Here is a 26,738-nt window from a genome sequence, read left to right on the forward strand (position 1 = left end):
CATGAGGCGCTCTGGCGAGACTGACGACGCTGCCGCCCGGGTGGTCGGCCTGCCCCCGGACCCGGACGACGACCTGGCGTATCCGTGGGACGCCACGTTCCGCCCTCCGCCGCACGGCGCGTATCCGGCCGCGTCGCAGGCCTTTCCCGCCACGTCGCGCGCCTCTCCGGCCGCCGACTTCGGGTTGGGCGCCTTTCCCGACGAGCGGCGTGGCGGGGATGGGCCGCGCGGCATCCCCGGTGACGCCGATGACGGCTTTCCTGTCGGGGGGCTGGGCGCTGTTTCCGCCGACGGCTTTCCGGTCGCGGCGCGCGGGGGTGGCGGGCTGGCCGCGTTCGATCCGCGGCGGCCCGGGGTGCGGGTGCTGGCCGTCATCGCCGCCGCGGTGGTCGCGGCGGCCGCGTTCTATGCCTGGCACTCCCGGCCGCGGGTGACGCCGGCGCCGGAGGTGGCCGCCTCGACCGTGGCCCCGGCCCAGCCCTCGTCCTCCCCGGCGCTGCTGGTCGTCTCCGTCACCGGCAAGGTCAACCGGCCCGGCCTGGTCCGCCTCCCGGCCGGCGCCCGGGTCGCCGACGCCATCGAGGCCGCGGGCGGCGCGCTGCCGGGCACCGACCTGACCGGCCTCAACCTGGCCCGCAAGCTCATCGACGGCGAGATGGTCGCGGTCGGCGTCCCGCAACCCCCGGGCGCCGCCGCCCCGACCGGCGCCACGGCCGGCGGCCTCGTCAACCTCAACACGGCCACGGCGGCCGAGCTCCAGACCCTGCCGGGCATCGGCGAAGTGCTGGCCCAGCGCATCATCGAGTTCCGCGAGGCCCACGGCGGCTTCCGCGCGGTCGCCGACCTGCGCAAGGTGGAGGGGATCGGCGACGCGAAGTACCAGCAGTTGAAGGACCGGGTCACCGTATGACCCACGACTTCCGCCTGGCCGGCGCCGCCCTCGGCGCCTGGTCGTCCGCCCTGGCCGCCCTGTTCCTCCCCGCATCCGCGTCCTGGTGCAGCGCGATCGCGGCCCTGCTGCTGGCCGCCGCCTGCCCGCACCTCCTCCGCCCACGCCACGCGCCCGCCGGGACGGCTCCCCGCGCCGCTCCGGACCCGGCCTCCGACCATCGCGGCGAGGCCTCCCACCAAGCTCCCGGCTCGGCCCTTCATCGCGGTTCGGCCTCCCGCCAAGCCCCGGGCTCCGCCCCCCATCGCGGCTTGGCTTCTCATTCCCATCCCGGCGCGGCCTCCCGCCACGTCCCCAACCCGCCTTCCCGCCCGTCTTCTCCCCACCAGCCTCGCAAGCCGGCGGGGCGCGCCGCTTTCCTCCGCGGCCGGCTTGAGCGGGCGCGGTGGATCATCGCGGCCGCGCTGCTCGGGGTCGCGTGCGGGGCCGCCGCGACCGCGGCCCGGGTGGGGGAGCGGGACGCGCAGCCGCTCGCCGGGCTGGTCGCGGCGCGGGCGAACGTCCACTTCGGACTGGCGATCGCCGACGATCCGCGGCTCGGGCGGGCGACCGTCGGGCGGGACGCGACCGTGGTCGTGCCGGCGCGGCTGGCCTGGGTGGCGACCGACGACGGTGCCCGGGTCGATGTCGGCGCCCGGGTGCTGGTGCTCGCCAGCGACCGGGCCTGGCTCGGGCTGCTGCCCGGGCAGTCCGTCGACGGGGTGGGGCGGCTCGGGCCGGCCGGCGGCGGGGACCTTGCCGCGGCGATCCTCTCGGCGAACGGGGCACCCGCACGGGTCGCCCGGGCGCCGTGGGTGCAGCGGGCCGCCGGGCTGCTGCGCGACGGGCTGCAGCGGGCCTGCGCGCCGTTGCCGGACGAGCCCGGCGGGCTGCTGCCGGGGCTCGTCGTCGGCGACACCAGCCGGCTCGACCCGGCGCTCGCCGACGACTTCCGGGCCACCGGGCTCACGCACCTGACCGCGGTGTCCGGGGCGAACCTCGCGATCGTCGCCGGGCTGATGCTCATGGTCGTGCGGTGGTGCCGGGCCGGGCCGCGGGTGGCGGCGGTCGTGTGCGTGCTGGCGCTGGCCGGGTTCGTGATCCTGGTGCGGCCCTCGCCGAGCGTGCTGCGGGCCGCGGCGATGGGCGGGCTGGCGCTCGTCGCGCTCGCGCTCGGGCGGCCGCGGGCGGCGCTGCCGGCGCTGGCGGCCGGCGTGCTGGTGCTCGTCGTGGCCGATCCCGCGCTGGCGGTCGACGCCGGGTTCGCGCTGTCGGTGCTCGCCACCGGCGGGCTGGTGCTCGTCGCGCCGCGCTGGGCGGCGGCGCTGACCGCGCGAGGGGTGCCGGCGGTCGCGGCGGAGGCGCTCGCGGTGCCGGCCGCCGCGCAGGCCGCCTGCGCGCCGGTCATCGCGGCCATCTCGGCGTCGGTCAGCCTGACCACGATCCCGGCGAACCTGCTGGCGGCGCCCGCCGTCGCGCCGGCCACGGTGCTGGGGGTCTGCACCGCGGTACTGTCGCCGCTCCTTCCGACCCTGGCGGCCTTCACCGCGTGGGTGGCGTCCTGGCCGGCGCGGTGGCTGGTGGCCATCGCACACCTGGGGGCCGACGTGCCGGCCGGCGTGGTGCCGTGGCCCGGCGGCGTGTTCGGCGGGGTGCTGCTGGGGGTGCTGCTCGGGGTACTGCTGCTGGCGGCGCGGCGGCCGGCGGCCCGGCGGCTCGTGGCGGTCGTCGCGGCCGCCGCGGTGCTCGGCGCGGCACCCGTGCGGCTGCTCGCCGGCGGGTGGCCGCCGCCGGGCTGGCTGGTGGTGGCGTGCGACGTCGGGCAGGGCGACGCGCTGGTCGTGGCGGCCGGGGAGGGCTCCGCGATCGTCGTCGACACCGGACCCGAGCCGGAGGCCGTCGACGGCTGCCTGCGCCGGCTCGGCGTGCGGCACGTGCCGCTGCTGGTGCTCAGCCACTTCCACGTCGACCACATCGGCGGGCTGGACGGCGCGCTGCGGGGGCGTACCGTCGACCGGCTGCTGCTGCCGCCGTTCCCGGAGCCGGCGGCGGGGCGCTCGGCCGTGCTCAAGCGGCGGCTGCCGGCGGCCGAGGCGAGCGCTGGGCTGGTGGTCACCGCGGGCGCGGCCCGGCTGGCCGTGCTCGGGCCGGTGCACGCGGTGACCGGCACCCGCTCCGACGCCAACAACAACTCGCTGGTGCTGATGGTGACGACTGCCGGGGTACGGGTGCTGCTCACCGGGGACGCGGAGACCGAGGAGCAGGCGGGCCTGGTGGAGGCGGGCGGGGCCGGTGCGTTGCGGGCCGACGTGCTCAAGGTCGCGCACCACGGCAGCGCCTATCAGGATCAGCGGTTCCTGGACGCCGTCGGGGCGCGGATCGCGCTGGTGAGCGTCGGGAAGGACAACGACTACGGGCATCCGTCGGCGGTCGTGCTGGCCCGGCTGACGCGCGGCGGCGCGCGGATCGTGCGTACCGACGAGGTCGGCGACGTCGCCGTCGTCGGCGCGGCCGGGCGGCTCGGGATCGTGACACGATGAGTGCCGTGACCGCCTCGAACCTTCCCCACCTGCGCCTGGTGATCGGCGACGAAGAGCTGCTCGTCTCGCGGGCCGTCAGCGACACGATCGACGCCGCCCGGGCCGAGGACCCGGACACCGAGGTGCGGCGGCGGGCCGGCGGTGAGCTGGTCGCCGGTGAGCTCGCCGAGATGCTGAGCCCGTCCTTGTTCGGCGGCCGGCGGGTGATCGTGATCGAGGACGGGCAGGACACGAAGAAGGACGTGATCGCGGCCCTCGTCGGGTACGCGGGGTCGCCCGAGGACGACGTCGTGCTCGTCGTCACCCATGCCGGCGGGGCCAAGGGCAAGGCGCTCGCCGACGGGTTCAAGGCCGCCGGGGCCGACGTCGTGACCGCGATGAAGATCTCCAAGCACCGCGAGCGGGTCGACTTCGTCCGCAACGAGATCCGCCGGCAGGGCGGCAAGATCGGCGAGGACGCCGCCGAAGCGCTGCTCGCGGCCGTCGGCAACGACCTGCGGGACCTGGTCGCGGCCTGTTCGCAGCTCGTCGCCGACACCGGCGGGCGGATCGACACCGCGACGGTCTCGCGGTACTACAAGGGCCGCGCCGAGGTGTCCGGCTTCACCGTCGCCGACGCCGTGATGGTGGGCGACGCGGCCGGTGCGCTGGAGGCCCTCCGGTGGGCGCTGCACGTCGGCGTCGACCCGGTGCCGATCGCCGACGCGATCGCGGACGGTGTTCGCACCGTCGCGCGGGTGGCCGCCGCCGGCAAGGGGAGCGCATATCAACTCGCCGGAAGTCTGGGAATGCCTCCGTGGAAGGTGGAACGCGCGCAGCGCCAGGCCCGTGGCTGGACGGCCGAGGCGCTCGTTGATGCCATGCGGGCGGCGGCTGAGTGCAACGCCGCCGTGAAGGGCGGATCCGACGACCGCGGCTACGCGCTCGAGCGGGCGGTGTTCGCCGTGGTCACAGCGCGCGGCGGCGGAACGGGACGATGACGACGAGCAGCGTGACGGCCGCCCGGTAGCCGCCGGCCAGGCCGACTCGGCGAACGTTGGTGGACGCCGCGCCAGCTGACCGGCGTCCGGTTGGCCGGACGCCGGTCGGCGTCGGTGCAACCCGCCGTTGAGGGCTTGCCCATGATCAAGGGAAACATCTGGTCGCTATGACAGCCAGATGTTTCCCTTGATCTTGGGCGAGCGGCCGCGGTGGCGGCGCGGCGCATGCGAAAGCGCCGCCACTCGAATGGGAGGGCGGCGCTTTTCGCGGGCAAGAAGCGTCAGGCGGAGGTCAGGGCGCTGAGCTTCTTGGTGATGGCCGACTTGCGGTTGGCGGCCTGGTTCTTGTGGATCACGCCCTTGCTGGCGGCCTTGTCCAGCTTGCGGGAAGCGTCACGAAGCAGCGCGTTGGCCGTGTCGGTGTCACCGGCGGCGGTCGCCTCGTGGAACTTGCGGATGGCCGTCTTCAGCGACGACTTGACCGACTTGTTGCGCAGGCGGCGCTTCTCGTTCTGCCGGTTGCGCTTGATCTGGGACTTGATGTTCGCCACGCGACAGCCTCGTCTGATAGCTCGTAATCGGGTTTTCTCGGCGCAAGCAACAGGGACGCGTCACCTTGCGCGATGAATCAGGCTACCAGGTCCCACCCCGGCCAGCCAAAACGGGCCCTACAGGGCGCTGCCCTTCTTGTACTGGTCCCAGGGGAGCTCCCAGTCGGTCCAGCCGTCGCCGTACTTCACCCGGGCCTCGGTGTTCTTCACGATCACCGGGTCGCCGATGTGGGTGATGCCGTACAACCACTGGGCGAGCTCCAGCGAGATGTTCACGCAGCCGTGGGAGACGTTGCGCTTGCCCTGGTCCTTGACCGACCACGGGGCGGCGTGGATGTACTGGCCGCTCCACGTGATGCGCTGCGGGAACTGGACCTTGGTGCGGTAGCCCTCGCCGGAGTCCACCGGGACGCCGTAGGTCGACGAGTCGAACCACTCCCACTCGTTCTTGACCATCACGATGAAGCTGCCGCTGTCCGACGGGCTGCTCGCCTTGCCCAGGGAGACGGGCATCGTCTTGAGCAGGACGCCGTCCTCGGTCACCGTCATCTGCTTGGTCGCGTTGTCGACCTCCATGATGAGCTTCTTGCCCACGGAGGCGTCGACGGTCAGGTCCTTCTCGCCGTACCACTTGCCGCCGAAGGACACGCCGCCCAGGGCCGCGCGCAGGGACAGCTTCGTGCCGGGCTGCCAGTACTCCTTCGGGCGGTAGTGGATCTCCTTGGCGCTGAACCAGTTCCAGGTGCCCTCCTGCGGCGGGTCGGAGGACATGAAGAGCCGCTGCTGTACCTCGGCCCGCTTGTCCTTCGGGATGTCCACGCCGAAGGACAGGATCATCATCATGCCGACGCCGACGACCTGGTTGTCGCCGACCTGGCTGGTGACCCGCGAGAGGCTGGCGGGCTTCGCCATCGTGGTGAACTTCACCTCGGTGGTGGCGCCGCCGGCCGTGACGGAGGCCGTGTACTCCGTGGAGTACTTGAGCTGCTTCGCCGGCAGCCACGACGAGGACGGCGACGAAGAGGGCGCGGCGGAGGACGACGCGGGCGCCGGGGCGCCCTCGATGGTCGCGCCCGAGGCGTCCTTCAGGGTGACCGTCGCGTCGGACTGTGCCGAGTAGACGATCTCGGTCGCCGTCGACACGTCCTTGGCGCCGTCGGCCGGGGCCGACACGACCGGCTTGGGCGCCGCGGGGGAGGCCGCCGACCCGCCGGGGCCCTTCCAGGTGCTGCCGTTGCCGCTGCACGCGGTGAGCAGCAGCGCGCTCACCACGATCAGCGGGGTCCATCGCCGTCCACGCATGCACCCAGTCTGCCCGCGGATTCCGCGAACCGCAGCTCATGGACGGTAGGTGATAAACGCTCGAAGAGGGGCAAAATCGGGCTAAAGCCGCAGCTGCGTGGCGCGGGCCAGCGTCGACTCGGGCGACTCGCCCGCGGTCAGGTCGAGGTCGTCGGTGACCCGCCCGTCGGCCAGCCGCAGCAGCCGGTCGCACCGGGCGGCGATCTGCTGCTCGTGCGTGGCCAGCAGTACCGTCATCCCCCGCTCCTCCCGCAGGTCGAGCAGCAGGTCGAGAATCTGCGCGCCGGTCGCCGAGTCGAGGTTGCCGGTCGGCTCGTCGGCGAGCAGCAGCCGCGGCGCCCCGATGAGGGCGCGCGCGATCGCCACCCGCTGCTGCTGGCCGCCGGACAGCTGGGACGGCAGCGCCCGCTCCCGGTCCGCCAGGCCGACCGCGTCGAGCAGCTCCCGCGCCCGCTGCCGCTTGTCGAAGCCGACCCGGAACGGCAGCACGGGCGCGACGACGTTGTCGAGGGCGGTCAGGGCCGGGAGGAGGTGGTACCGCTGGAAGACGAACCCGACCGTCCGCCGGTACTCGCTGAGGCGCCGCCGCCGCAGCGCCGTCACCTCGACGCCGTCCACCACGACCGTGCCGCCGTCGGCGGCCTCGATCGCGCCGACAAGGTGCAGCAGGGTCGACTTGCCCGAGCCGCTCGGCCCGGTGACGGCGGTCAGGCTGCCGGGGGCGATCTCCAGCGTGACGTCGTCGGCCGCCGCGATGCTGCCGAAGCGCTTGGTGAGCCCGGTGATGCTGACGGCGCCGGTGGTCATGTGCGGTCACTCCTCCGAGAGGGAACGGGCGGTGGGCAGCAGCAGGGCGGGCACCAGGGCGGCGCCGGTGGCGAGCAGCGCGCCGGCCGCGACGGCGCCGGCCGCGGTGAGGAGCAGGCCGGTGGTGACCGTGCCGACCAGCCAGGCGGCGCCGCCGAGCCCCAGTCCGGCGCCGAGCAGCCCGCCGAGCACGCCGATGCCGAGGCCCTCCGCGGCGACGAGCCGGCCGAGCGCACCGGTGGTCCAGCCGGTCGCGCGCAGGGTCGCCAGCTCCGCGGCCCGGTCCCGGATGTTGAGGTAGAGGACGTCGGCGACCGCGACGGCACCCAGCAGTACCGTGGCCGCCACCGCGATCGTGTCAACCGTCCGGACCTGCAGTGACACTGCGTCGCCGAGCACCGTGCCGACGATCGCGCCGTGGAACGCGAACGTGATCGCGCCGAGCAGCGTGGCCGCGCCGAGCCCGGCGGCCAGGGCCACGGCGCCCAGCAGCGTCCGCCCGGGCACCCGGGCCAGGTTGGACAGCCCGAGCGAGACCGGCCCGGACGCGCGCGCGGCGAACCGGGCGCGCACGGCACGGAAGCGCAGCCAGGCGGCGGGGAACCGGGACCGGGCCGCCCCCGTCGCCGGCCCGGCCCCGGCCAGCGCGGCGAGCAGCACCGCGATCGGCACCGCCAGCAGCGCCTGGCCCCATGACACCCGCACGTCCAGCAGCCGGCCCAGCGGCGCGGCCAGCAGCAGCGTGCCCGCCCCGGCGACGAGGCCGATGAGCGTCACCTCGCCCAGCACCGCGCCGAAGATCCGCCGGGCGGGCCAGCCGAGCGCGCTCAGCGTCGCGAGCTCGGTGCGCCGGTCCCGGACCGCGGCGGCGACGGCGTTGCCGAGGAACAGCGCGCACACGATCAGGACCAGCCCGAACAGCAGCGCGCTCTTGCGGTCGACCGCGCTGACGATGGCCGCGGCCACGCCCTTGCGGGTCCACAGCTCGCCGAGCCGCAGCGCGGGCCGCTCGTACCGGCCGGCCGCCAGGTTGACGTCCTGCGGCGCGCCCGACGAGCCGTACGTGATGTCGACGTCGAGCCCGGTCGTCGCCGCGATGCGCTCGGCGACGACCCGGACCCGCTCCCGGGAGACGGCCGTGAACTGCTCGACCCCGGCGACCCGCACCCGGATCGCGCTGATCGGCGCGTCGCGGTTCGGCGCGGTGGTCTGGGCGAGCAGTTCGGTCAGCGCCGGCAGCGTGGTGAGCAGGGCCGGCGGCGAGGCGAGGTACGCCGCCGGGTTGCCGCCCGGCTTCAGCGGCTGGCCGCCGAGCAGCGACCGGGTGGCCGGGTCGGCGCCGGCCGCCTCCGGCGCCTGGTACGTGTCCAGGCGCGTGGGGTCGAACGTGCCGACGACGGTCGTGGTGTGCAGCCGGCTCGGGCCGTCGAGCCAGCCGACCTGCCGGATCGTGCGGAACGCGGTGTCGTCGATCTGCCACGGCACCGCGAGGCCCTGCATCTCGATGCGCCACGCCTCGGGGTCGGCCTCGGTCGTCTCGGGCGTCAGCGAGCCGTCGGTCCCGCTCGCATACCGCACCCCGCCGACCTGCATGAACTGGTCGAGTGCCGGCCCGCCGCCGAGCCGCAGCTGCAGCGCGAGGGTGTCCCGGTAGGCGTCCTCGGCCGCGAACGTGCGGGTCTCGACCAGCGGCTGCTTGAGGGCGTCGAGCGCGTCGAGCGCGTCGAGCGCGTCCTGCACCGACGAGCCGGGCGGCGGGGCGGCGACCGGGACGCGGGAGATGGCGACCTGCGCCGCGTTGTCCGGGTACGCCCGGTCGGCGGCGATCACCGGCAGCCGCCCGCTGAACTGGTCCGTCGTGTAGTGCTCCGCCGGGCCGAGGTACCGCCCGGCGGTGAGCGCGTCGCCCAGCCCGACCAGCCGCTGCTCGGCCTCCGGGTCGACGGCCGCGACCAGCAGCGGGACGTGCCAGACGAGCCGGACGACCACACGGTCGATGCGGGCGCTGCCGCTGACCGGGTGGGCCGCCTCGAACGAGCCGTCGGGCGCCAGCCGCACGATCTGCAGGTCGGTGTACTGCCGGTCGGTGAGCAGGTCGGACATGACCGCGCCGGTGATCCAGGAGCAGACCGGCCGCCCGTCCTCCAGCACGCTCTCCTCGCCGCCGCACAGGTCCTTCCCGCGCAGCCGTTCGCCGCCGGTGAACGGGACCTCGCCCGGGCCGAACCCGCCGACGGGCCAGGAGACGGCGTGCTTGGTGACGTAGACGTACAGCGGGCGCCCGGTCGCGCTGCTCAGCCCCCGGTCGGCCAGGAAGGTCCGGTCGAGCCGGATCACCTGCCGGTCCAGCGAGCGGTCGACGAGGCCGGTGACGTCGACGTCGACCGCCATCGGGGCGTTGGCCCAGCCGGCGATCGCGATCGGCGCGGCCACGTCGATGCCCGGCACGGCCCGGACCTTCGCCAGGTCGGCGGCGGTCAGCCCGCCGTAGATCCCGGACAGCGCGTTGGGCTGCACCAGCGCCCGCTCGTCCTCGGTCGCGGTCCGCGCGCCGTGCGGGCGGACCAGGATCTCGTACGTCGTGCGGGCGTTGCGGTCGACCTCGCCGGTGACCTCCAGGCGGGCCGTCGCGGTCGCCCCGGTGAGCACGGTGAAGCCGGTGGTCGCGGTGAGCACGCCCAGCAGCAGCGCCACCGACCTCGCCGCACGCCCCCGGAGCTGTGCCCAGATGAACGGGATCACGCGCATACTCTGTCGCAATGCATTGCGACAATGCAAGGGGCGGGTAGGCTCCACGCATGCCGATCCATCACGCGGTGCTGTCGCTGCTGTCGGACGGGCCCAGCTACGGCTACGAGCTCAAGGGCGCCTTCGAGTCCGCGGTCGGCCCCCAGTGGGGCCCGCTGAACATCGGCCACCTCTACCAGATCCTCGACCGGCTCTCCCGCGACGGCCTGGTGCAGTCGCAGCGCCAGGCGCAGGCGGTGAAGCCGGACCGGGTGATGTACGAGATCACCGGCGAGGGCCGGGCGGAGCTGGGTCGCTGGCTGGCCGAGGCGAGCCCGCGCAGCGGCGGGTTCCGGGACGACTTCTTCCTCAAGCTGACCGCGGCCGCACGATCCGCGGATGCAGATGTGGTACTGCAGGTGCTCGGCCGCCAGCGCGCCCACCTGCTGCGGGAGCTGCGCAACCTCGACGGGCTGCGGCGCCGGGCCGAGGACCCGGTCGTCCGGCTGCTGCTGTCGGCGGCCGTCCGGCACGTCGAGGCCGACCTGGCCTTCCTCGACGACGCCGACCGGGCGCTGCTGCAGACCGAGGGCGCGCTGACCCGCCCGCAGGCCGCACGCGGGGGCGGGCTGTCCGCGACCGCCTGACGCCGGCGCCCGCCACGACTCCGCGTTCGATGCCGAAATTGTCGCGGGCATGATTCGTCCGGGGCGGGGTACGCGCCGCCGGTGAGATCCCCGAGCAACTTCGCAACACTGGCCGCCAACTGGCGCGGCGCCTCCGTTCTCGTCATCGGCGACGCCCTGCTGGACGGCTGGCTGGCCGGCAACCCGACCCGGCTGAGCCGGGAGGCCCCGGTGCCGGTGATCGCCCTCGACGCCACGCGCGAGTGCTGCGGCGGCGCCGCCAACACCGCCGCGAACTTCGCCGCCCTCGGCGCCCGCACCACGCTCGTCGGCGCGGTCGGCGACGACGACGACGGCGCGCGCCTGCGCACCTGCGTCTGGGACAGCGGCGTCGCCGACCGCCTGGTCACCGCCATCGGCCGGCGGACCGTGACGAAACGGCGCGTGGTCGCCGAGGAGCACGTCCTGGTCCGCTTCGACGACGGCGACACCGGCCCGCTGGCGCCGGCCGCCGCCGAGTCGGTCGTGCACCGCCTCGACGAGGCGCTCGCCGAGCGCCCCGATGCCGTCGTCGTCTGCGACTACGGCATCGGGACGCTCGGCGCCGCGGTGCGCGCCGTGTTCGCCGCCCGCCGGGTGGACCTGCCGCTGCTCGCCGTCGACGCGCACGACCTCGCCCCGTGGGCGCCGCTCGGCCCCGACCTGGTGACCCCGAGCTGGGCCGAGGCCTGCCGGGTGCTCGGCGAGGCGGCCCCCGTGGCGGCCCCCGAGGACCGCGTCGGCGCGATCGGCGCCGCCCGCGGCCTGCTGCTGCGGCACACCGGGGCGGCGACCGTGGCCGTGACGCTCGACGCCGAGGGCTCGGTCGTGATGACCCAGGACGGCGTCTCGGTGCAGACGTCGGCCGCCCCGGCGCGGCGCAGCCACGCGGCCGGGGCCGGCGGCGCCTACGCGGCCGGGTTCGTGCTGGCCCGGCTGGCCGGCGCCGACGTGACCGAGTCGGCGGCCGTCGCCCAGCGCTGCGCCTCGATGGCGATCCGCGGCATCGGCACGGCCGTGTGCCCCCCGTTGCTGGTGCGTCCCCCGGCGGCCGAGGCCCCGGATGGGAAAATTGGTGTACCGGACGGAGATCCCGTCCGATCCTGATAGGCATGCGTCCCGTCGAGCCGACCGCCGCGGTCCCTGTCACCTCCTGGGTCGACGACAGCGACAGCGTGATCGACGTGCTCGACATGCTGGCCCTGTCCGCCTTCGTCTCCGGGCAGCAGCCGCACGCCCGCACCAGGCGCCTGTCCAACCTGCGCCAGGACGCCACGCTGCTGCCCGAGGGCTACACCATGCTGCGCGACGCCGTCGACGACGACGATCGCAGCACGCTCGCCGCCGGCGACGGCTGGACGCTGCGCGCGACCCGCTGGCACAACAGCCGCAACGGGGTCGTGACGGTGACCGCCGTCGACGCCGACCTCGCCGACCGCGTGCTCTCGGAGGCGGTCGACGGCGCCGAGGAGCCGCCGCCGCCCGGCGACGAGTCGGTCGAGATCGGCTTCTGGCACTTCGGCCAGCACGGTCCGCGCCGCCGGCCGCGCCAGATCACGACCGAACCGTGGTCCGCGATCCGCGGCAACTACGCGGCCAAGACCGCCGAGGCCCTCGACCGGCTGGTGGCGGTGACGGCCGAGCAGGTCAGCGGCCGGCTCATCCTGCTGCACGGCCCGCCGGGCACCGGCAAGACCACGCTGCTGCGGACCATCGCCCGGCAGTGGCAGGACTGGTGCCAGGTGGACTGCGTGCTGGATCCCGAGCGGCTGTTCAGCGACCCGGCGTACCTCATGGACACCGCCCTCGGCGCCGACGCCGACGGCGACGCACCGCGCAAGTGGCGGCTGCTGCTCCTGGAGGACTGCGACGAGCTGATCCGCGGCGAGGCCAAGCAGGCGGCCGGCCAGGCGCTGTCCCGGCTGCTGAACCTCACCGACGGCCTGCTCGGGCAGGGCCGCGACGTGCTGGTCGCGATCACCACCAACGAGGACCTGTCCCGGCTGCACCCGGCGGTCGTGCGCCCCGGCCGCTGCCTGGCCCAGCTGCACGTCAGCCCGCTGCCGTTCGACGAGGCCGCGGCCTGGCTGGGGACGGCGACGGGCATCGGCCCGGACGGCGCCACGCTGGCCGAGCTGTACGAGCTGCGCGCGGGCACGTCCCGCGTCACGGTCGAGGAGGACAACCCGCCCCGCGTCGGCCTGTACCTGTAGCGGCGGGGTCAGCCGAGGGTCACGTCCACGGCGGGGCCGGTGTCGGTGCAGTGCACCACGAGGCGTACCTCACGTCCGTCAGTCTTGAAGGTGACGCGTGACTCCTTCGCCGGCCCCTGGGTGGCACCCTGCACCCGGAAACCGTCGGCCGGCCTGAGCCACTCGACCCACACCATCCCGCGGTCGCAGCTCGCGACCACGTTGCCGCCGGGGGACGTGAGCACCCGCGGGACGGGTCCGGACGCCGACGGGGACGGGGAGGCGGACGGGGAGTCCGCGGCCGGCCGGCGGGCGGTCGACTCCAGCAGCGCCGACCGCAGGTCCTCGATCTTGCCGATGCCCACCGCGCTGATCGCCGCCATGCACGCCGTCCAGGCGCCGATCGCGACGATCCACCGTCCACCCCGCATGGCGCCCGGCCTGCCCACGGGAAGGTGGCGCACACCGTCCGCCCGGGGGAGAAGCAGGGCGAATCCAGCGGGCCGGGCGCACCGGCCGAGCGGTGCGAGCAGCGCGGCGGGCGGTGGAGGTGCGGTGGCCGAACGGGGGAGTCGGGGCAGGGTGGCGCCGCCCACCGGACCGGCAGCGCAGGCCCGGTTTGGGACGGGCAGCACCTTGTTGATGACTTCCCGGCCCGCCTGTCCGTATCATGCCCCGGGAGCAACCCCCGTGCGCCACCCAGTCCGTCCGCTCGACTTCCCCCATCGAGGACCGACCGCATGAAGAGCAGCTCGTGGAGAATCCGCACGTGGTCGATCCGCGCGAAGATCATCACCCTCCTGGTGCCGCCGTTGGCGTCCCTCGTCGTGATGTGGGTCTTCGCGACCACCCTCACCGCGGGAGCCGCGTTCGAGCTGTTCGACAGCCAGACGTATTACGAGCTCACCGGGAAGCCGTCCGAGTCCGTCATCGTCGAGCTCCAGCGTGAGCGCAAGCTGTCGGTGGTGGCCATCGCCGCCGGGCGGACCGAGGGGTCGCCGGCCGTCTCCGCGCTGACCGAGCAGCGGGCCAAGACCAACCAGGCGATCGCCGACTTCCGCGCCCGGGCCGAGGACGACAACCTCCAGGACGCGCTGCCGGAGATCGCCCGCGGCCGGCTCCAGGAGGTGCTCAAGGCGCTTGACCAGGTCGAGCCCGGCCGGACCGCGGTCACGCTCGGCCAGGTCGACCGGGCCGGCGCCATGGACGCGTACGCGGCGCCGATCGACGCCTTCTACCGCTGGTACAACTCGCTGCCCGGCATCAGTGACGCCGCGCTGACCCGCAACGCCCGCACGGTCATCGCGACGAGCCGCGCGCGGGAGCTGTTCGCCCGCGAGGACGCGCTGGTCAACGGCGCGGCGGCGGCCGGGAAGTTCCTGAAGACCGAGAGCGCCGACCTGATCGCCGCGATCGGGGCGAAGCGGACCGCGTACGCCGACGCCGTGGTCGAACTGCCGGAGGACGCGCGGGCGCAGTTCTGGACGCCGATCGTGGACAGCGACCCGTACAAGCGGGTGCAGGACCTGGAGAACAAGCTCCTTGCCGAGGCCCGGGTCAACGGCCCGCTGCCGATCGACGTGACGGTCTGGCGCGACGCCTACGACAAGGTGGTCGAGCAGCTGCGCAACCTCGACCTGGAGTTCGGCTCGCAGATCTCGGCCAACGCCCAGCCGGTCGCTGTGCGCATCATGCTGCGGCTGGTCGCCGCGGCCGTCCTGGGCCTGCTCGCGGTCGCGGTGTCGATCGCGCTGTCGATCCGCATCGGCCGGTCGCTCATCCGGCGGCTCACCGGCCTGCGCCACGACGCCCAGCACCTCGCCGACGTGCGCCTGCCCGAGCTGGTCGGGCGGCTGCGGCACGGCGAGGAGGTCGACGTGGTGCTCGCCGCGCCACCCCTGGAGTACGGCTCGGACGAGATCGGCAAGGTGGGCAACGCGTTCAGCGCCGTCCAGCGCACCGCCGTCCAGTCGGCCGCGCACGAGGCCCAGCTGCGGCGCGGCCTCAACGAGGTCTTCCTCAACATCGCCCGGCGCAGCCAGACGCTGCTGCACCGGCAGCTCGCGCTGCTCGACCGCATGGAGCGGCGCACGACCGACCCGGACGAGCTCGAGGACCTGTTCCGGGTCGACCACCTGGCCACCCGCATGCGCCGGCACGCCGAGGACCTGGTCATCCTGGCCGGCGCGGCGCCCGGCCGGGGCTGGCGCAACCCGGTGCCGATGATCGACGTGATCCGCGGCGCCGTCTCCGAGGTCGAGGACTACGCGCGGGTCGGGTTCCTGGCCCTGCCGGAGGCGTCGCTGGTCGGCCGGGCCGTCGCCGACGTCATCCACCTCCTCGCCGAGGTCATCGAGAACGCCACGTCGTACTCGCCGCCGCACACCCGCGTGCAGATCAGCGGCCAGCTGGTGCCCAACGGCTACGCGATCGAGATCGAGGACCGGGGCCTCGGCATGGCGCCCGAGGCGATCGACGAGGCCAACCAGCGGCTGCTGCACCCGCCGGACTTCGACCCGGCCAACAGCGCCCGGCTGGGCCTGTTCGTGGTGGCGCTGCTCGCCGCCCGGCACGGGGTGCGGGTCACGCTGCGCCACTCGCCGTACGGCGGCGTCACCGCCGTGGTGCTCGTGCCGCCGCACCTGATCACCGGGGCCACGGCGGAGCTCACCGCGCCGACCGCGGCCGAGCAGCAGCTGGCCGTCGCCGAGGAGGTGCTCGAGCTGGACGCGGCGGACGTCGTGCGGCCGACGCTGGAGGACGTCGGCCCGGCCCCGCAGATCGACGTGATCGCCGAGCGGGTGGAGACGGCGCCGGCGCCGCCACCATCGATGGAGCTGCCGCCGCGGACCGCGGCCGCGCCGGAGCTCACCGACGACGGGCTGCCCAGGCGGCGCCGGCAGGCGAGCATCGTCCCGCAGCTGCGCGAGCGACCGGAGGACGAGCGGACGGTCGACGGCGTTCCGGCCGCCGAGTTCGCGGCCACCGGCGTCGGCGGCCGCTCGCCCGAGCAGACCCGGGACATGATGTCGTCGCTGCAGGCCGGGTTCACGCGCGGGCGTCGCGACGCCGCGCAGCTCGGCGATGAAACCACTCCGGAAAGGGACGCATAGGTGACGACGCACTCGACGAGCCGCACCGGCAAGCTCGACTGGCTCCTCGACGACCTGGTCGAGCGGGTCGAGTCGGCACAGCATGCCGTGGTGCTCTCCGCCGACGGGCTGCTCATGGGCGCGTCCAGCGACCTGGGCCGGGACGACGCCGAGCACCTCGCGGCCGTCGCGTCCGGGTTCCAGAGCCTGGCCCGCAGCGCCGGTCGGCAGTTCAACGGCGGCGGCGTCCGCCAGACCATCGTGGAGATGGACAACTCGTTCCTGTTCGTCACCGCCGCCGGCCAGGGGGCGTGTCTAGCGGTGCTGAGCGCGTCCGACTCCGACATCGGCGTCATCGCCTACGAGATGGCGATGCTCGTGACGCGGGTCGGGCAGTACCTCACCGCGCCGTCGCGGACAGGCATACCCAACGATGTCGGGTGACCACGACTGGATGGACTCCGACGCCGGCCCGGTGGTGCGCCCGTACGCGGTCACCGGGGGCCGGGCCAAGCCGGCGGTGGGGGCCTTCGACCTCGTCGCGTTCGTGGTGAGCCGGGCCGACGGAACCGGCGAAGTGGGCCTGCTGCCCGAGCAGCGGGCGATCCTCTCCCGTACCCGTGAGCCGGTTTCGGTGGCCGAGCTCGCGTCGCATCTCGATCTCGCGCTCGGCGTCGTGCGCGTGCTCCTGGGTGACCTGCTCCAGCAGGGCCTCATCGAGATGCACGAACCGGAGTACGACCAGTCCGTCGGGCCGCAGCGGCCCGACGATCGCATCCTCAAGGCGGTTGTCAATGGTCTCCGAGCGCTCTGACGGCCACATCCCCCTCGCGGTGAAGATCCTCATCGCGGGCGGGTTCGGGGTCGGCAAGACCACGCTGGTCAGCGCGGTGAGCGAGATCCGTCCCCTGCAGACGGAGGAGGTGCTCACCAACGCCGGTGTCGGCATCGACGACGTCGGCGGCGTGGAGGGCAAGAAGACCACGACGGTCGCGATGGACTTCGGCCGGATCAGCATCAGCGACGACATCGTGCTGTATCTCTTCGGTACCCCCGGGCAGGACCGCTTCTGGTTCCTGTGGGACGAGCTGGCGCTCGGCGCGCTCGGGGCCGTCGTGCTGGCCGACACCCGGCGGCTGACCGACTGCTTCCCGTCGGTCGACTACTTCGAGGGCCGCGGCACCCCGTTCCTGGTCGCGGTGAACTGCTTCGACGGCGTGCAGAAGCACAGCGCCGAGGCGATCGCGAAGGCGCTGGACCTCGACCCGGACGTGCCCGTCGTGCTGTGCGACGCCCGGGACCGCCGCTCGGTGAAGGACGTGCTCATCGCGCTAGTGGAGCACGTGATGACGCTCAAGCACGTGCCGGCCTAGCGCCGCCGCCTGCGCCCGGATCTCCGGTACCGCGGTCGTCTCCCACCAGGCGCCGCGGCGCGCCGGCCCGATCGCGAGCAGGTGCTCGATGGGCTCGCCGGCCCGGTCGATGAGCCGGCCGAGCCCGTCGACGTCGAGCCCGACGCCGGTCGGGTCGCGGCGGGCCAGCCCGTCGTCGAGCAGCGCCCGGCCGAGCGTGGAGGTCGCGGCGCCGCCCGGCCCGGTGCAGTTCACGATCGCGCCGACCGGGACGCTCTCTTGGACGCTCCCGGCCCGCAGCAGGGTGACCACGAAGCCCCGCTCGCCGCGCCGGATGGACTGGATCGCGGCGGCGCGCGTCCGCAGGGCGCCGGTCTCCCGCAGTGCCGCCACCCGGGCCGCGACCTCGGGAGCCATCCGGTGCCGGTGCACCTCCCAGTACGCGGAGACGTGGCGCAGGAAGCGCTTGCGCGCGTCGACGGAGAGCTGCCACCACAGCTCGTCGATCCGCGGGCGGATGGCGTCGACGGCGGCGCGCCAGTCGGGCTGGCTCGCCGCGTACGCCCGGATTGCCCGGACCAGGCCGGCGGCGTCGCTGCCGTGGAACTCGAACCCGCTCGTGGCGGCCGGCTGCCGGGCCAGGTGCGGCTGGGGGAGCAGCCCGCGGCGGGAGACGGCCAGCAGCGGGGCGCGCCGGCCGCGGTCGCTGAGCGTCAGGGCGACGTCGAGCGCGGTCAGCCCGGTGCCGATGAGCAGCACCGGCTCGTCGCCCGGCACCCGGTCGAGCGCGCCCGGGCTCCACGGGTTTCCCACATAGTAGGGATGCGTCCGCACGGCCGAGGTGATCGCGAGCGGGCCGGCCGGGGCGCCGTGGCCGAGGGCCAGCACGACCCGGTCGGCGGCGAGCCGGTCACCGCCGCGCAGCAGCACCTCGCCGGCCCGGGTGACCCGCACGGCGACGCCCTTCACGTGGGTGAACTCGACCCGATCGAGGCGGTCCTGCAGGTAGTCGCCGTACACCCGGCGCGGGGCGAAATCGGCCGGTCCGGCGGTTTCGTCCTGCTCACGCCACCAGTCGGCGAAGTCGCCGGGAACGTCCGCCAGGGCGCTCATCGCCGCCGCGCGCGAGTTGAGCAGATGCCCCGGGTCCGTGGTGCGGTAGGCCGCGCCGCGTCCGAGCGCGCCGCGGGCCGCGGGATCGACGATGATGAGGCGCTGCCCGGGATCCCGGCTCAGGTGGATCGCGGTCAGCGCCCCGCTACACCCGCCACCCACCACCACGGTCGTCTGCATGAGGCCTCAATTCCTATCTAGCCGGTAGACTTAATCGTACTAGCCGAGTGGCTCGACGTGTAGTCGCGTGATCCTGCGGGCATGTCGGCAGCATGTCGAAGTTGTTCCGGACCAAGTCGATCGAGCAGTCGATGCGCGACACGGACGAGCCCGGCCACCGGCTGCGCAAGAACCTGTCCGCCTTCGACCTGACGGTGTTCGGCGTCGGTGTGATCATCGGCACCGGCATCTTCGTGCTCACCGGCCAGCAGGCCGCCCGCAACGCGGGACCCGCCATCGTGCTGTCCTTCGCCCTGGCGGGTGTCGTGTGCGCACTGGCCGCGCTGTGCTACGCCGAGTTCGCCTCCACCGTCCCCGTGGCCGGCTCGGCGTACACCTTCTCCTACGCCACGCTCGGGCAGTTCATCGCGTGGATCATCGGCTGGGACCTGTGCCTGGAGCTCGCGCTCGGCGCCGCCGTCGTGTCCCGTGGCTGGTCCGCCTACCTCCAGGACCTGCTGAACCTGCCGGCCTGGCTGGCCGGCGACAAGGCCGAGCCCGACCTGGGAGCCGCCTTCATCGTCGCCGCGCTGACCCTGGTCACGGTGCTCGGCGCCAAGCTGTCCGGGCGGGTCACCGGCGTGCTGGTCGTGATCAAGGTGGCGGTCGTGCTGTTCGTCATCGGCCTGGGGCTGTTCTTCATCAAGGCGGTCAACTACGCACCGTTCATCCCGCCGGCCACCCCCGCCGGGAAGGAGTCCGGCGGCGCCGCACCCCTGCTCCAGGTCCTGGCCGGGATCACCCCGCAGCACTTCGGCTGGTTCGGGATCGTGGCCGCCGCCTCGATCGTCTTCTTCGCCTACATCGGCTTCGACGTCGTCGCGACCACCGCCGAGGAGACCCGCCGGCCGCAGCGGGACGTGCCGCTCGGCGTCATCGGCTCGCTGGTCATCTGCGCGGTGCTGTACATGGCCACCTCGTTCGTGGTGACCGGCATGGTCCCCTACCGCGACCTCGACACCGCCGCGCCGCTGGCCAGGGCGTTCAACGTGGTCGGGCAGCAGTGGGCCGCCGACCTGATCTCCCTCGGCGCCGTCTGCGGGATCACCTCGGTGATCCTGGTGCTGCTCCTGGGCCAGTCGCGGGTGTCGTTCGCGATGGCCCGCGACGGCCTGCTGCCGCCGGCCCTGGCCCGGGTGCACCCGCGGTTCGGCACGCCGTGGCTGATGTCCACGATCACCGGCGTGGTGGTCATGGTGCTGGCCGCCTTCGTGCCGCTGTCCGAGCTGTCCGAGCTGACCTCGATCGGCACACTCTTCGCGTTCGTCGTCGTGTCGCTCGGCGTGATCGTGCTCCGCCGGACCCGGCCCGACCTGCCCCGGGCGTTCCGGGTACCGCTCGTGCCGTGGCTGCCGCTGCTGAGCGTGCTGGCCAGCGTGTGGCTGATGCTCAACCTGCCGGTCGTGACCTGGGTCCGGTTCCTCGTCTGGATGGGGCTGGGGCTGATCCTGTACTTCGTGTACGGCATCCGGCGGGCCACGGTCGACGACCGGGTGGCGCCGCGTTCCTGACTGCTGGAAAGCTGACAGTATGAGCGACTTCGATCTCGACTTCGACCCGGACGACCTGGCCGACCCCTCCGCCGGCTACGGCGAGGGCGTGTCGGCGGGCTTCGGCGAGGCGGAGCACGCCGAGGTGGCCGAGGACCCGATGGCGGGCGACGTGCAGACGGCCGGCTACGACAGCGACGGCGACGGCGACGCGGACGTGCTGCTCGCCGACGCGAACGGCGACGGCCGGACGGACATCGCCATGTGGGACACCAACGACGACGGCCTGATCGACAAGGTCGCCTACGACCGCGACTACGACGGCCGGATCGACCTGATCTACCACGACGACGACTTCGACGGGGAGGTCGACCGCGTCGAGTCGAGCGGCGACGACCTCCCCGGCTACGCGTCGAACTAGCCAGGCGTCAGGGAGTCAGGGAGTACGGATGGCGCGCATCTGCTTGGCGTAGGCGCGCTTGCCCACGAGGTGCCACAGCAGCCGGGCCGGGACCGGGATCATGCTCATGAAGCGGGCCGTCTCCTCCGGGGTCGCCTCCTCCAGCAGGGCACCCATCAGGAACAGCAGCTTGTTCTTCGGGGTCTTCTCCCGGGCGTGCTCGCCCAGCTCGGCCCACTCGGCCGGGGTGATGTGCTCGGCGACCAGCGGCAGGACCGACGTCTCCTCCTCGTCGAGGTGCAGGAGCAGGTCGGCGCGGTGCTGCCGCAGGGCCGCGACCAGGGCGTCGCGCGCGGCGGCGTCCGCGGTGCGCTCCCACGACGCGAGCAGCGCCTCGATGTCGTCCAGGCCATGCGACACCACCTCGTGCTGCTGCTCCATCCGCAGCACGAGCTCGGCGTCCAGGTCGACGCGGGCCAGCAGCTTCGGCCACAGGAGAGCGTCCTCGCTGGTGTGGTGGCTGTGGAGGCCCTCGACGTACTCCCGGGCCAGGGCGGCCAGCGCCGTGGCCCGGGGCACGTCGCCGGGGGCCACGCGGCCGACCAGCTCGGGCAGCCAGCGGGACTCGCGCCGGAAGACGCGGTGGACGACGACCATCTCCTGGACCCAGGGGCGTTCGACGGTGGCGGTCATATCTGGTGACTCCTTCAGATACCGAAGTGGATGACCTACCGTCGCCGTACTGTCTTGTAGCGGTCTTGGAAGCGGCTTGGCGGGCGTTAGCATGGCCCGCGTCATGCTGATGCGCGTGCTGGGGCCCTTCGAGGTCGAGGTCGACAGAGGCGGTGCGGTCGACCTGGGCGGCCCCCGCCAGCGGGCCGTGCTCGCTCTCCTGCTGTCGGCGCGCGGCGACGTCGTCTCGGTCGACCGGATGATCGACGACCTCTGGCGCGGCGAGGCGCCGCCGCGGGCCATCGCCTCCCTCCAGGCGTACGTGTCGAACCTGCGGCGGCTGCTGGAGCCCACCCGCGAGCGCCGTGCGCCCGCCCGGCTGCTGGTCAGCGCGCCGCCGGGGTACGCGATCCGGCTGCCCGCCGACGCCGTCGACGCCTGGCGGTTCGAGCAGCTGCTCGCCGAGGCGCGGGCCGTGCACGCCGCCGAGCCGGGGCGGGCGCGGCTGCTGCTGCGCGCCGGGCTGGAGCTGTGGCGCGGCAACGCGTACGGCGAGTTCGCCGAGGAGGCCTGGGCGCAGGCCGAGGCGGCCCGGCTGGAGGAGCTGCGGCTGGTCGCCCGGGAGCTGCTCCTCGACGCCGGCCTGCGCACGGGCGGGGCCGCCGAGGTGGTGGCGGAGGCCGAGGTGCTGACCCGGCAGGCGCCCCTGCGCGAGGAGAACTGGCGGCTGCTCGCCCTGGCGCTGTGGAGCACCGGCCGCCAGGCCGACGCGCTGGCCGCACTGCGCCGCGCCCGCACGCTCCTGGCCGACGAGCTGGGCCTCGATCCCGGCCCGGCGCTGGTCGACGTGGAGCAGGCGATCCTCGCCCAGCGCACCGAGGTACTGCCACAGGTCGTCCTGTCGCAGGTCGTCGTGTCGCCGGTCGCGCCGGTCGCGGAGCCCCCACCCGAGGAGCTGTTCGTCGGGCGGGACGCGGAGCTCGCGGCGCTGCGGGCAGCCGCCGCCGAACGCCCGCGGATCGCGCTGGTCACCGGCGAGGCCGGGGTCGGCAAGAGCAGCCTGCTCGCCCGCTTCCGCCAGGAGCTCGCCGGCGACGGCTGGCTGGTCCTGACCGGCCGCTGCCCCGAGGTCGAGGGTGCCCCGCCCGCCTGGGCCTGGGTCGAGGCGCTGCGACGCCTGGAGCAGCACACACCTCCGGGGGAGCTGGCGCCGGCCTTGGCGCCGCTGCTCGACGACGCCGACGGGGTGCCGGACGCCGACGTGGCGGCGGGGCGGTTCCGGCTGCACCGGGCGGTGGTCGCCTGGCTGCGGTCGGCGGCGGCGGTACGGCCGGTGGCGATCGTGCTCGACGACCTGCACGCGGCGGACGCCGAGACGTTGCTGCTGCTGACCAGCGTCGCCGAGATGCCGGAGTTGTTCCTGGTGGCCGCCCTGCGGCCGGCCGACAACCGGGAGCGCCTCGCCGAGACGATGGCCGCGCTCGCCCGCCGCTCACCGCACCGGGTGCAGCTCGACGGCCTGGGCACGGCGGACGTCGAGCGCCTGGTGGGCGCGTTCGCCCGCACGGCGGTCGACGCCGAGACGGTGGCGGCGCTGACCGAGCGGACCGGCGGCAACCCGTTCTACCTGCGTGAGTCCGCCCAGCTGCTGGCGTCGGAGGGCGCGCTCGTGGCCACCTCCGAGGTGCCCGAGGGCGTCCGCGACGTGCTGCGCCGCCGGTTGTCGCGGCTGCCCCAACCGGCGGTCGCGGTGCTGCGCCTGGCCGCGGTCGTCGGGCGGGAGGCCGACGTCGAGACGCTGGTCGAGGCGGCCGACGCCGACGAGGGGACCGTGCTCGACGCGCTGGAGGCCGGGCTGATCGCGGGCCTGCTCACCGAGCCGGCGCCCGGGCGGGTCCGGTTCGTGCACGGCCTGGTGCGCGACACGATGTACACCGACCTGTCCCAGCTGCGCCGGGCCCGGATGCACGCCCGGGTGGCCACCAGCGCCCGCCGGCTGCGCCCCGACGACTACCCGGCCCTCGCCCACCACTACGCGCGGGCCGCGTCGACGGAGACCGCCCCGCTGGCCGTCGACTACGCGGTACGGGCGGCCGAGCTGGCCGAGCGCCGCTACGCCTACGACACCGCGATCGAGCTGCTCACCACCGCCCTTGACGCGGCCGGCAGCGACGCGGTGCGGGTCGACCTGTTCGGCCGGCTGCTGCGCGCCCAGGCCCGGGCCGGCGCGATCGGCGCCGCCCGCGAGACCCGCGCCCGCGCCGTCGACGTCGCCGTCGCCTCCGGCCGCGACGAGCTGCTGGTCGCCGCCCTGACGGCGTGGAAGGTCGCCACACCCTGGCAGATCCGGCGGTACGGCGAGATCGACGGCCGCATCGTCGACCTCCTGTCGCGCCTGCTCCGCCGGGCCGACCTCACCCCGGAGGACCGGTGCCGGCTGCTGGAGGCGCTCGTCAACGAGCTCGACGGCGAGGCCGACCCGCGCGGACCGGCGGCCGGGCAGGAGGCCCTCGAGCTGTCCCGCGGCCTGGCCGACCCGCAGCTGCGCGCGCTCGGCCTGGCCGCCCAGGCCCGCGCGTTGCGCTTCGACCGCGAGCCCGAGGTGCGCGGCGACCTCGGCCGGGAACTGCGCGACCTCGCCGAGGAGCACGGCCTGGTCTCCTACCAGTGGCTGGCCGAGCAGATCATGGGCAACTGCGCCGCCGCGACCAACCGGCCTGCGGAGATGCGCGCCTCGGTCGGGCGGCAGCGGGAGATCGCCCGCACCTACCAGCTGCGCGAGGCGTTCGCGATCAGCGTCGGTGCCCAGGGCGGCCTGGCGCACATCGCCGGCGACTTCGCGGCCGCCCAGGGGTACTACGACGAGTGCCGCGACCTCCTGCTCCGGCAGGGCTCACTGCACGCCGAGGGCTTCCACTTCCTCGCCACCTCCACGCTGCTCATCACGCAGGGCCGCTTCGCCGAGCACGTGGAGCCGACCCGGTACGTGCAGCAGACCCTGGGCCCGATCGCCGACGACGCGCTCGCCCTCGTGCTGGCCGCCGCCGGCCGGTTCGACGAGGCGCGGAGGATCCCGATCGGCCGGTACCCGATCCGCCCCGACTACTTCGAGTCGGCCTTCTACACCATCCGGGCCCTGGCCGTCGTCGCCCTCGGCCGGGCCGACCTCGCCCCCGCCGTGATCGAGGAGCTGTCACCCGTCCGCGACCAGCTCGCCGGCCACTCCAGCGCATCGATCGTGCTGCGGCCGGTCGCGCTCACCCTCGCCGAGCTGTACCGGCTGCTCGGCCGCCACGAGGAGGCGGCGGAGCACCGCACGCTGGCGGTGGAGGTGGCCCGGCGGTGGGACTCTCCGCACTGGACGGCCGAGGCGAGCGCGGCCTGACCGCTCCGGAGGTCGCGGCCGGTCCAGTCGGCAGTTAGTGGACTCCAAGTCGTTCGAAAGCGGTCCGGGTGAGGGTGAACCTCGAAACCTACCGAGGAGAACTGACACCATGTCCCGTTTGCTCGGCCGGCTCGGAGGAGCGGCCGCCGCCCACCCCTGGCGCACGATCGGCGCCTGGCTGATCGCGCTGGTGGCGTTCACCGCGCTGTCCATGTCGTTCGGCGGCACCCCGCACGACGACTACAACATCCCCGGCACGGAGTCGCAGGCCGGCACCGAGTTCCTGCGTGAGCACTTCCCGCAGATGTCCGGCGCCGACGCGCGGGTCGTCGTCCACTCCGGCAGCCGGCTCGACCCGGCGGCGCTGGAGACGCTGCGCACCCGGCTCGGCGAGATGCCCGGCGCCGGGGTCGTCTCGGCGCCGCGGCTGTCGCAGGACGGCGACACCGCGCTCATCTCCGTGCAGTACGACATCCCGGTCACCGACTTCACCGGCACCGAGGGTGTCGACGCGCTGCGCGCCGCCGCCCAGCCGCTCGAGGACGCCGGGGTGCAGGTCGAGTTCGGTGGGCAGGTCGCCGAGAACATCTCGGCCCCCAGCGGTACCGCCGAGGCCGTCGGCATCGTCGTGGCGCTGCTGATCCTGGTCTTCGCGCTCGGCTCGGTCGTGGCCGCGGGCCTGCCGCTCATCGTCGCCATAGCCGGGCTCGGCGTCGCGACCGCGGTCATCGCGCTGATGGAACGGGTCACGGACATCAGCGGTACCGCACCCACCATCGCCACCATGGTCGGGCTCGGCGTCGGCATCGACTACGCGCTGCTGCTCGTCGCCCGGCACGTGGAGGGCCTGCGGGCCGGCCTGTCGCCGCGCGAGGCGGCGGCCGCGGCCAACGCGACCGCGGGCGCGTCGGTGATCGTCGCCGGCCTGACCGTGCTCGTCTCGCTGTTCGGCCTGAAGCTCGCGACGCTGCCGGTGTACTCGTCGTTCGGGTACGCGACGTTCGCCGCCGTCGGCGCGGTCATGATCGCGGCCGTGACGCTGGTGCCGGCGCTGTGCGGGCTGTTCGGCCGCCGGGTGCTGCCGCGGCGGGTCCGGCGCGGTTCAGCCGCCGGTCCGGACCGGCCGGGCGTCACGGCCCGCTGGGCGGAGCGGGTGAGCCGGCGGCCGGTGCTCGCCGCGCTGCTGTCGTTCGTCGTGCTCGCCGGCCTCGCCGCGCCCATGCTCGGCATGCGGACCTGGCCCCAGGACGCCGGCAGCCAGCCGGTGTCGAACACCACGCGACAGGCGTACGACCTGGTGGAGGCCGAGTTCGGCCCGGGCGCCAACGGCCCGCTGCTGGTGGCCGTCGACGTCACCCGGGCCGGCAACCCCGAGGAGCTCGCCGCCCGCATCCGCACCGTGCCCGGCGTGGCGTCGGTGGCCCCGCCGGCGGTCAACGGCACCGCGGCGGTCATCGCCGTCGAGCCGACGACCGGCCCGCAGGACGAGCGGACCACGGAACTGCTCGACCGCCTGCGCGCCGACGTCCTGCCGGACGGGGCTGTTGTCACCGGCCTGGTGGCGGTGTTCGCCGACATCTCCGACCGGCTCGCGCGCCGCCTGTGGATCGTGGTCGCGTTCGTGGTCGCCCTGTCGCTGGTCCTGCTCACCGTGCTCTTCCGGGCGCCGGTCGTGGCGGTGAAGGCCGCGGTCATGAACCTGCTCTCGGTCGCGGCCGCGTACGGCGTGATGACCGCCGTCTTCCAGTCCGACGCCGGCGCCCGCGCGGTCGGCCTGCCACACTCGGTGCCGGTGTCGAGCTGGGTGCCGATCCTGCTCTTCACCGTGCTGTTCGGCCTGTCGATGGACTACGAGGTGTTCCTGCTGTCGCGGGTCCGCGAGGACTGGCTGCGCACCGGCGACGCCCACGGCAGCGTGACCCGCGGCCTGTCCGCCACGGGGCGCGTGATCAGCAGCGCGGCGGCCATCATGGTGGCGGTGTTCGTCGGGTTCGCCCTGGACCCGGACGTGACGGTGAAGATGACGGGCGTGGGCATGGCGGTGGCGGTATTCATCGACGCGACCCTGGTCCGGCTGGTCCTGGTTCCGGCGACGATGACCCTGCTGGGCCGGGCCAACTGGTGGCTGCCGCGCTGGCTGGACCGCCTGCTCCCGAAGGTCGACGTGGAGCACCACACGGCTCCGGTCCGCCCGCTGGAGCCGGTCGCCTGACACACCGCCGGCCGGGGGGCCCCCGCGGGGGGGGGGGGGCCGGGGGCCGGCGGGGGCGGGCGGCTGCGCGACGCCCTCGCGGCGTCGACGCTTCCGGGGGACGTCACGCTG

At 74.4% G+C, this 26,738-nt stretch carries 21 protein-coding genes; 14 read left to right on the plus strand and 7 right to left on the minus strand.

The features are described 5' to 3' along the window. Nucleotide 1 precedes the first annotated feature (1 nt). From ABZS66_RS29840 to holA, 3 genes are read left to right on the plus strand one after another with little or no spacing between them, the layout of a single operon-like run. Entirely contained in the window at nucleotides 2-910 is a 909-nt protein-coding gene (locus ABZS66_RS29840) for a helix-hairpin-helix domain-containing protein (RefSeq protein WP_354763374.1), read from the plus strand. Next, a complete protein-coding gene (locus ABZS66_RS29845) occupies nucleotides 907-3,468 on the plus strand; it encodes a ComEC/Rec2 family competence protein (protein WP_354763376.1) in 2,562 nt (853 codons plus the stop codon). Before ABZS66_RS29840 ends, ABZS66_RS29845 begins: the two co-directional genes overlap by 4 nt. Then, nucleotides 3,465-4,448, plus strand: a complete 984-nt coding sequence (gene holA, locus ABZS66_RS29850) for a DNA polymerase III subunit delta (RefSeq protein ID WP_354763378.1) — start codon at nucleotides 3,465-3,467, stop codon at nucleotides 4,446-4,448. The genes ABZS66_RS29845 and holA overlap by 4 nt, the downstream gene beginning before the upstream one ends. A gap of 281 nt (nucleotides 4,449-4,729) precedes the next feature. Here holA and rpsT read toward each other — a convergent pair whose 3' ends face one another. From rpsT to ABZS66_RS29870, 4 genes are all read right to left on the minus strand, one after another. Further along, nucleotides 4,730-4,999: a 30S ribosomal protein S20 gene (gene rpsT / locus ABZS66_RS29855; RefSeq protein ID WP_238019248.1), complete on the minus strand. Its 270-nt coding sequence runs from the start codon at nucleotides 4,997-4,999 to the stop codon at nucleotides 4,730-4,732. A 117-nt stretch (nucleotides 5,000-5,116) separates the two neighbouring features. Then, nucleotides 5,117-6,301, minus strand: coding sequence for an Ig-like domain-containing protein (locus ABZS66_RS29860; RefSeq protein WP_354763380.1), 1,185 nt, complete (start codon nucleotides 6,299-6,301; stop codon nucleotides 5,117-5,119). An 81-nt stretch (nucleotides 6,302-6,382) separates the two neighbouring features. Beyond that, a complete protein-coding gene (locus ABZS66_RS29865) occupies nucleotides 6,383-7,108 on the minus strand; it encodes an ABC transporter ATP-binding protein (protein WP_354763382.1) in 726 nt (241 codons plus the stop codon). A gap of 6 nt (nucleotides 7,109-7,114) precedes the next feature. After that, the gene (locus tag ABZS66_RS29870; protein ID WP_354763384.1) at nucleotides 7,115-9,850 is read right to left on the minus strand and encodes an ABC transporter permease; all 2,736 of its coding nucleotides are present in this window, start codon (nucleotides 9,848-9,850) and stop codon (nucleotides 7,115-7,117) included. 56 nt (nucleotides 9,851-9,906) lie between these two features. Between ABZS66_RS29870 and ABZS66_RS29875 the strand changes: the two genes are divergently transcribed. The 3 genes from ABZS66_RS29875 to ABZS66_RS29885 all read left to right on the plus strand — a co-directional run bounded on the left by ABZS66_RS29875 (nucleotide 9,907) and on the right by ABZS66_RS29885 (nucleotide 12,713). After that, a complete protein-coding gene (locus ABZS66_RS29875) occupies nucleotides 9,907-10,482 on the plus strand; it encodes a helix-turn-helix transcriptional regulator (RefSeq protein ID WP_354763386.1) in 576 nt (191 codons plus the stop codon). Between the two features lie 81 nt (nucleotides 10,483-10,563). Continuing rightward, nucleotides 10,564-11,607, plus strand: coding sequence for a PfkB family carbohydrate kinase (locus tag ABZS66_RS29880; protein WP_354763388.1), 1,044 nt, complete (start codon nucleotides 10,564-10,566; stop codon nucleotides 11,605-11,607). 5 nt (nucleotides 11,608-11,612) lie between these two features. Next, complete coding sequence (locus ABZS66_RS29885) at nucleotides 11,613-12,713, plus strand: DUF5925 domain-containing protein (protein WP_354763390.1); 1,101 nt, start codon at nucleotides 11,613-11,615, stop codon at nucleotides 12,711-12,713. Between the two features lie 8 nt (nucleotides 12,714-12,721). Here the strand turns inward: ABZS66_RS29885 and ABZS66_RS29890 are convergent, their stop codons facing one another. Next, complete coding sequence (locus ABZS66_RS29890) at nucleotides 12,722-13,123, minus strand: hypothetical protein (protein ID WP_354763392.1); 402 nt, start codon at nucleotides 13,121-13,123, stop codon at nucleotides 12,722-12,724. A 309-nt stretch (nucleotides 13,124-13,432) separates the two neighbouring features. On the opposite strand from ABZS66_RS29890, the gene ABZS66_RS29895 reads away from it, so the two are divergent. From ABZS66_RS29895 to ABZS66_RS29910, 4 genes are read left to right on the plus strand one after another with little or no spacing between them, the layout of a single operon-like run. Continuing rightward, complete coding sequence (locus ABZS66_RS29895) at nucleotides 13,433-15,805, plus strand: nitrate- and nitrite sensing domain-containing protein (protein WP_354763394.1); 2,373 nt, start codon at nucleotides 13,433-13,435, stop codon at nucleotides 15,803-15,805. After that, nucleotides 15,806-16,228: a roadblock/LC7 domain-containing protein gene (locus ABZS66_RS29900; protein WP_354763396.1), complete on the plus strand. Its 423-nt coding sequence runs from the start codon at nucleotides 15,806-15,808 to the stop codon at nucleotides 16,226-16,228. It begins immediately after the preceding gene. Then, nucleotides 16,218-16,598, plus strand: coding sequence for a DUF742 domain-containing protein (locus ABZS66_RS29905; protein ID WP_354763398.1), 381 nt, complete (start codon nucleotides 16,218-16,220; stop codon nucleotides 16,596-16,598). Before ABZS66_RS29900 ends, ABZS66_RS29905 begins: the two co-directional genes overlap by 11 nt. Beyond that, a complete protein-coding gene (locus ABZS66_RS29910; RefSeq protein WP_354763400.1) occupies nucleotides 16,579-17,157 on the plus strand; it encodes an ATP/GTP-binding protein in 579 nt (192 codons plus the stop codon). Before ABZS66_RS29905 ends, ABZS66_RS29910 begins: the two co-directional genes overlap by 20 nt. Here the strand turns inward: ABZS66_RS29910 and ABZS66_RS29915 are convergent. Next, a complete protein-coding gene (locus tag ABZS66_RS29915) occupies nucleotides 17,116-18,429 on the minus strand; it encodes an FAD/NAD(P)-binding protein (protein WP_354763402.1) in 1,314 nt (437 codons plus the stop codon). The two genes, ABZS66_RS29910 and ABZS66_RS29915, sit on opposite strands and share 42 nt — an antisense overlap. Before the next feature lie 92 nt (nucleotides 18,430-18,521). Between ABZS66_RS29915 and ABZS66_RS29920 the strand changes: the two genes are divergently transcribed. Together ABZS66_RS29920 and ABZS66_RS29925 are read left to right on the plus strand one after the other, a co-directional pair. Further along, on the plus strand, nucleotides 18,522-19,979 hold the full coding sequence (locus tag ABZS66_RS29920; RefSeq protein WP_354763404.1) for an amino acid permease: 1,458 nt from the start codon (nucleotides 18,522-18,524) through the stop codon (nucleotides 19,977-19,979). 19 nt (nucleotides 19,980-19,998) lie between these two features. Then, a complete protein-coding gene (locus ABZS66_RS29925; RefSeq protein ID WP_354763406.1) occupies nucleotides 19,999-20,379 on the plus strand; it encodes a hypothetical protein in 381 nt (126 codons plus the stop codon). 15 nt (nucleotides 20,380-20,394) lie between these two features. On the opposite strand, the gene ABZS66_RS29930 is transcribed toward ABZS66_RS29925, so the two are convergent. Further along, nucleotides 20,395-21,051, minus strand: coding sequence for a hemerythrin domain-containing protein (locus ABZS66_RS29930; RefSeq protein ID WP_354763408.1), 657 nt, complete (start codon nucleotides 21,049-21,051; stop codon nucleotides 20,395-20,397). Nucleotides 21,052-21,154: 103 nt separating this feature from the next. Between ABZS66_RS29930 and ABZS66_RS29935 the strand changes: the two genes are divergently transcribed. Then, nucleotides 21,155-24,415, plus strand: a complete 3,261-nt coding sequence (locus ABZS66_RS29935) for a BTAD domain-containing putative transcriptional regulator (protein WP_354763410.1) — start codon at nucleotides 21,155-21,157, stop codon at nucleotides 24,413-24,415. 109 nt (nucleotides 24,416-24,524) lie between these two features. After that, nucleotides 24,525-26,627, plus strand: a complete 2,103-nt coding sequence (locus tag ABZS66_RS29940) for an MMPL family transporter (protein WP_354763412.1) — start codon at nucleotides 24,525-24,527, stop codon at nucleotides 26,625-26,627. The last annotated feature ends 111 nt before the right edge of the window (nucleotides 26,628-26,738 follow it).

Source organism: Dactylosporangium sp. NPDC005572, assembly GCF_040605515.1.
In the GTDB taxonomy this organism is placed as follows: Bacteria; Actinomycetota; Actinomycetes; order Mycobacteriales; family Micromonosporaceae; genus Dactylosporangium.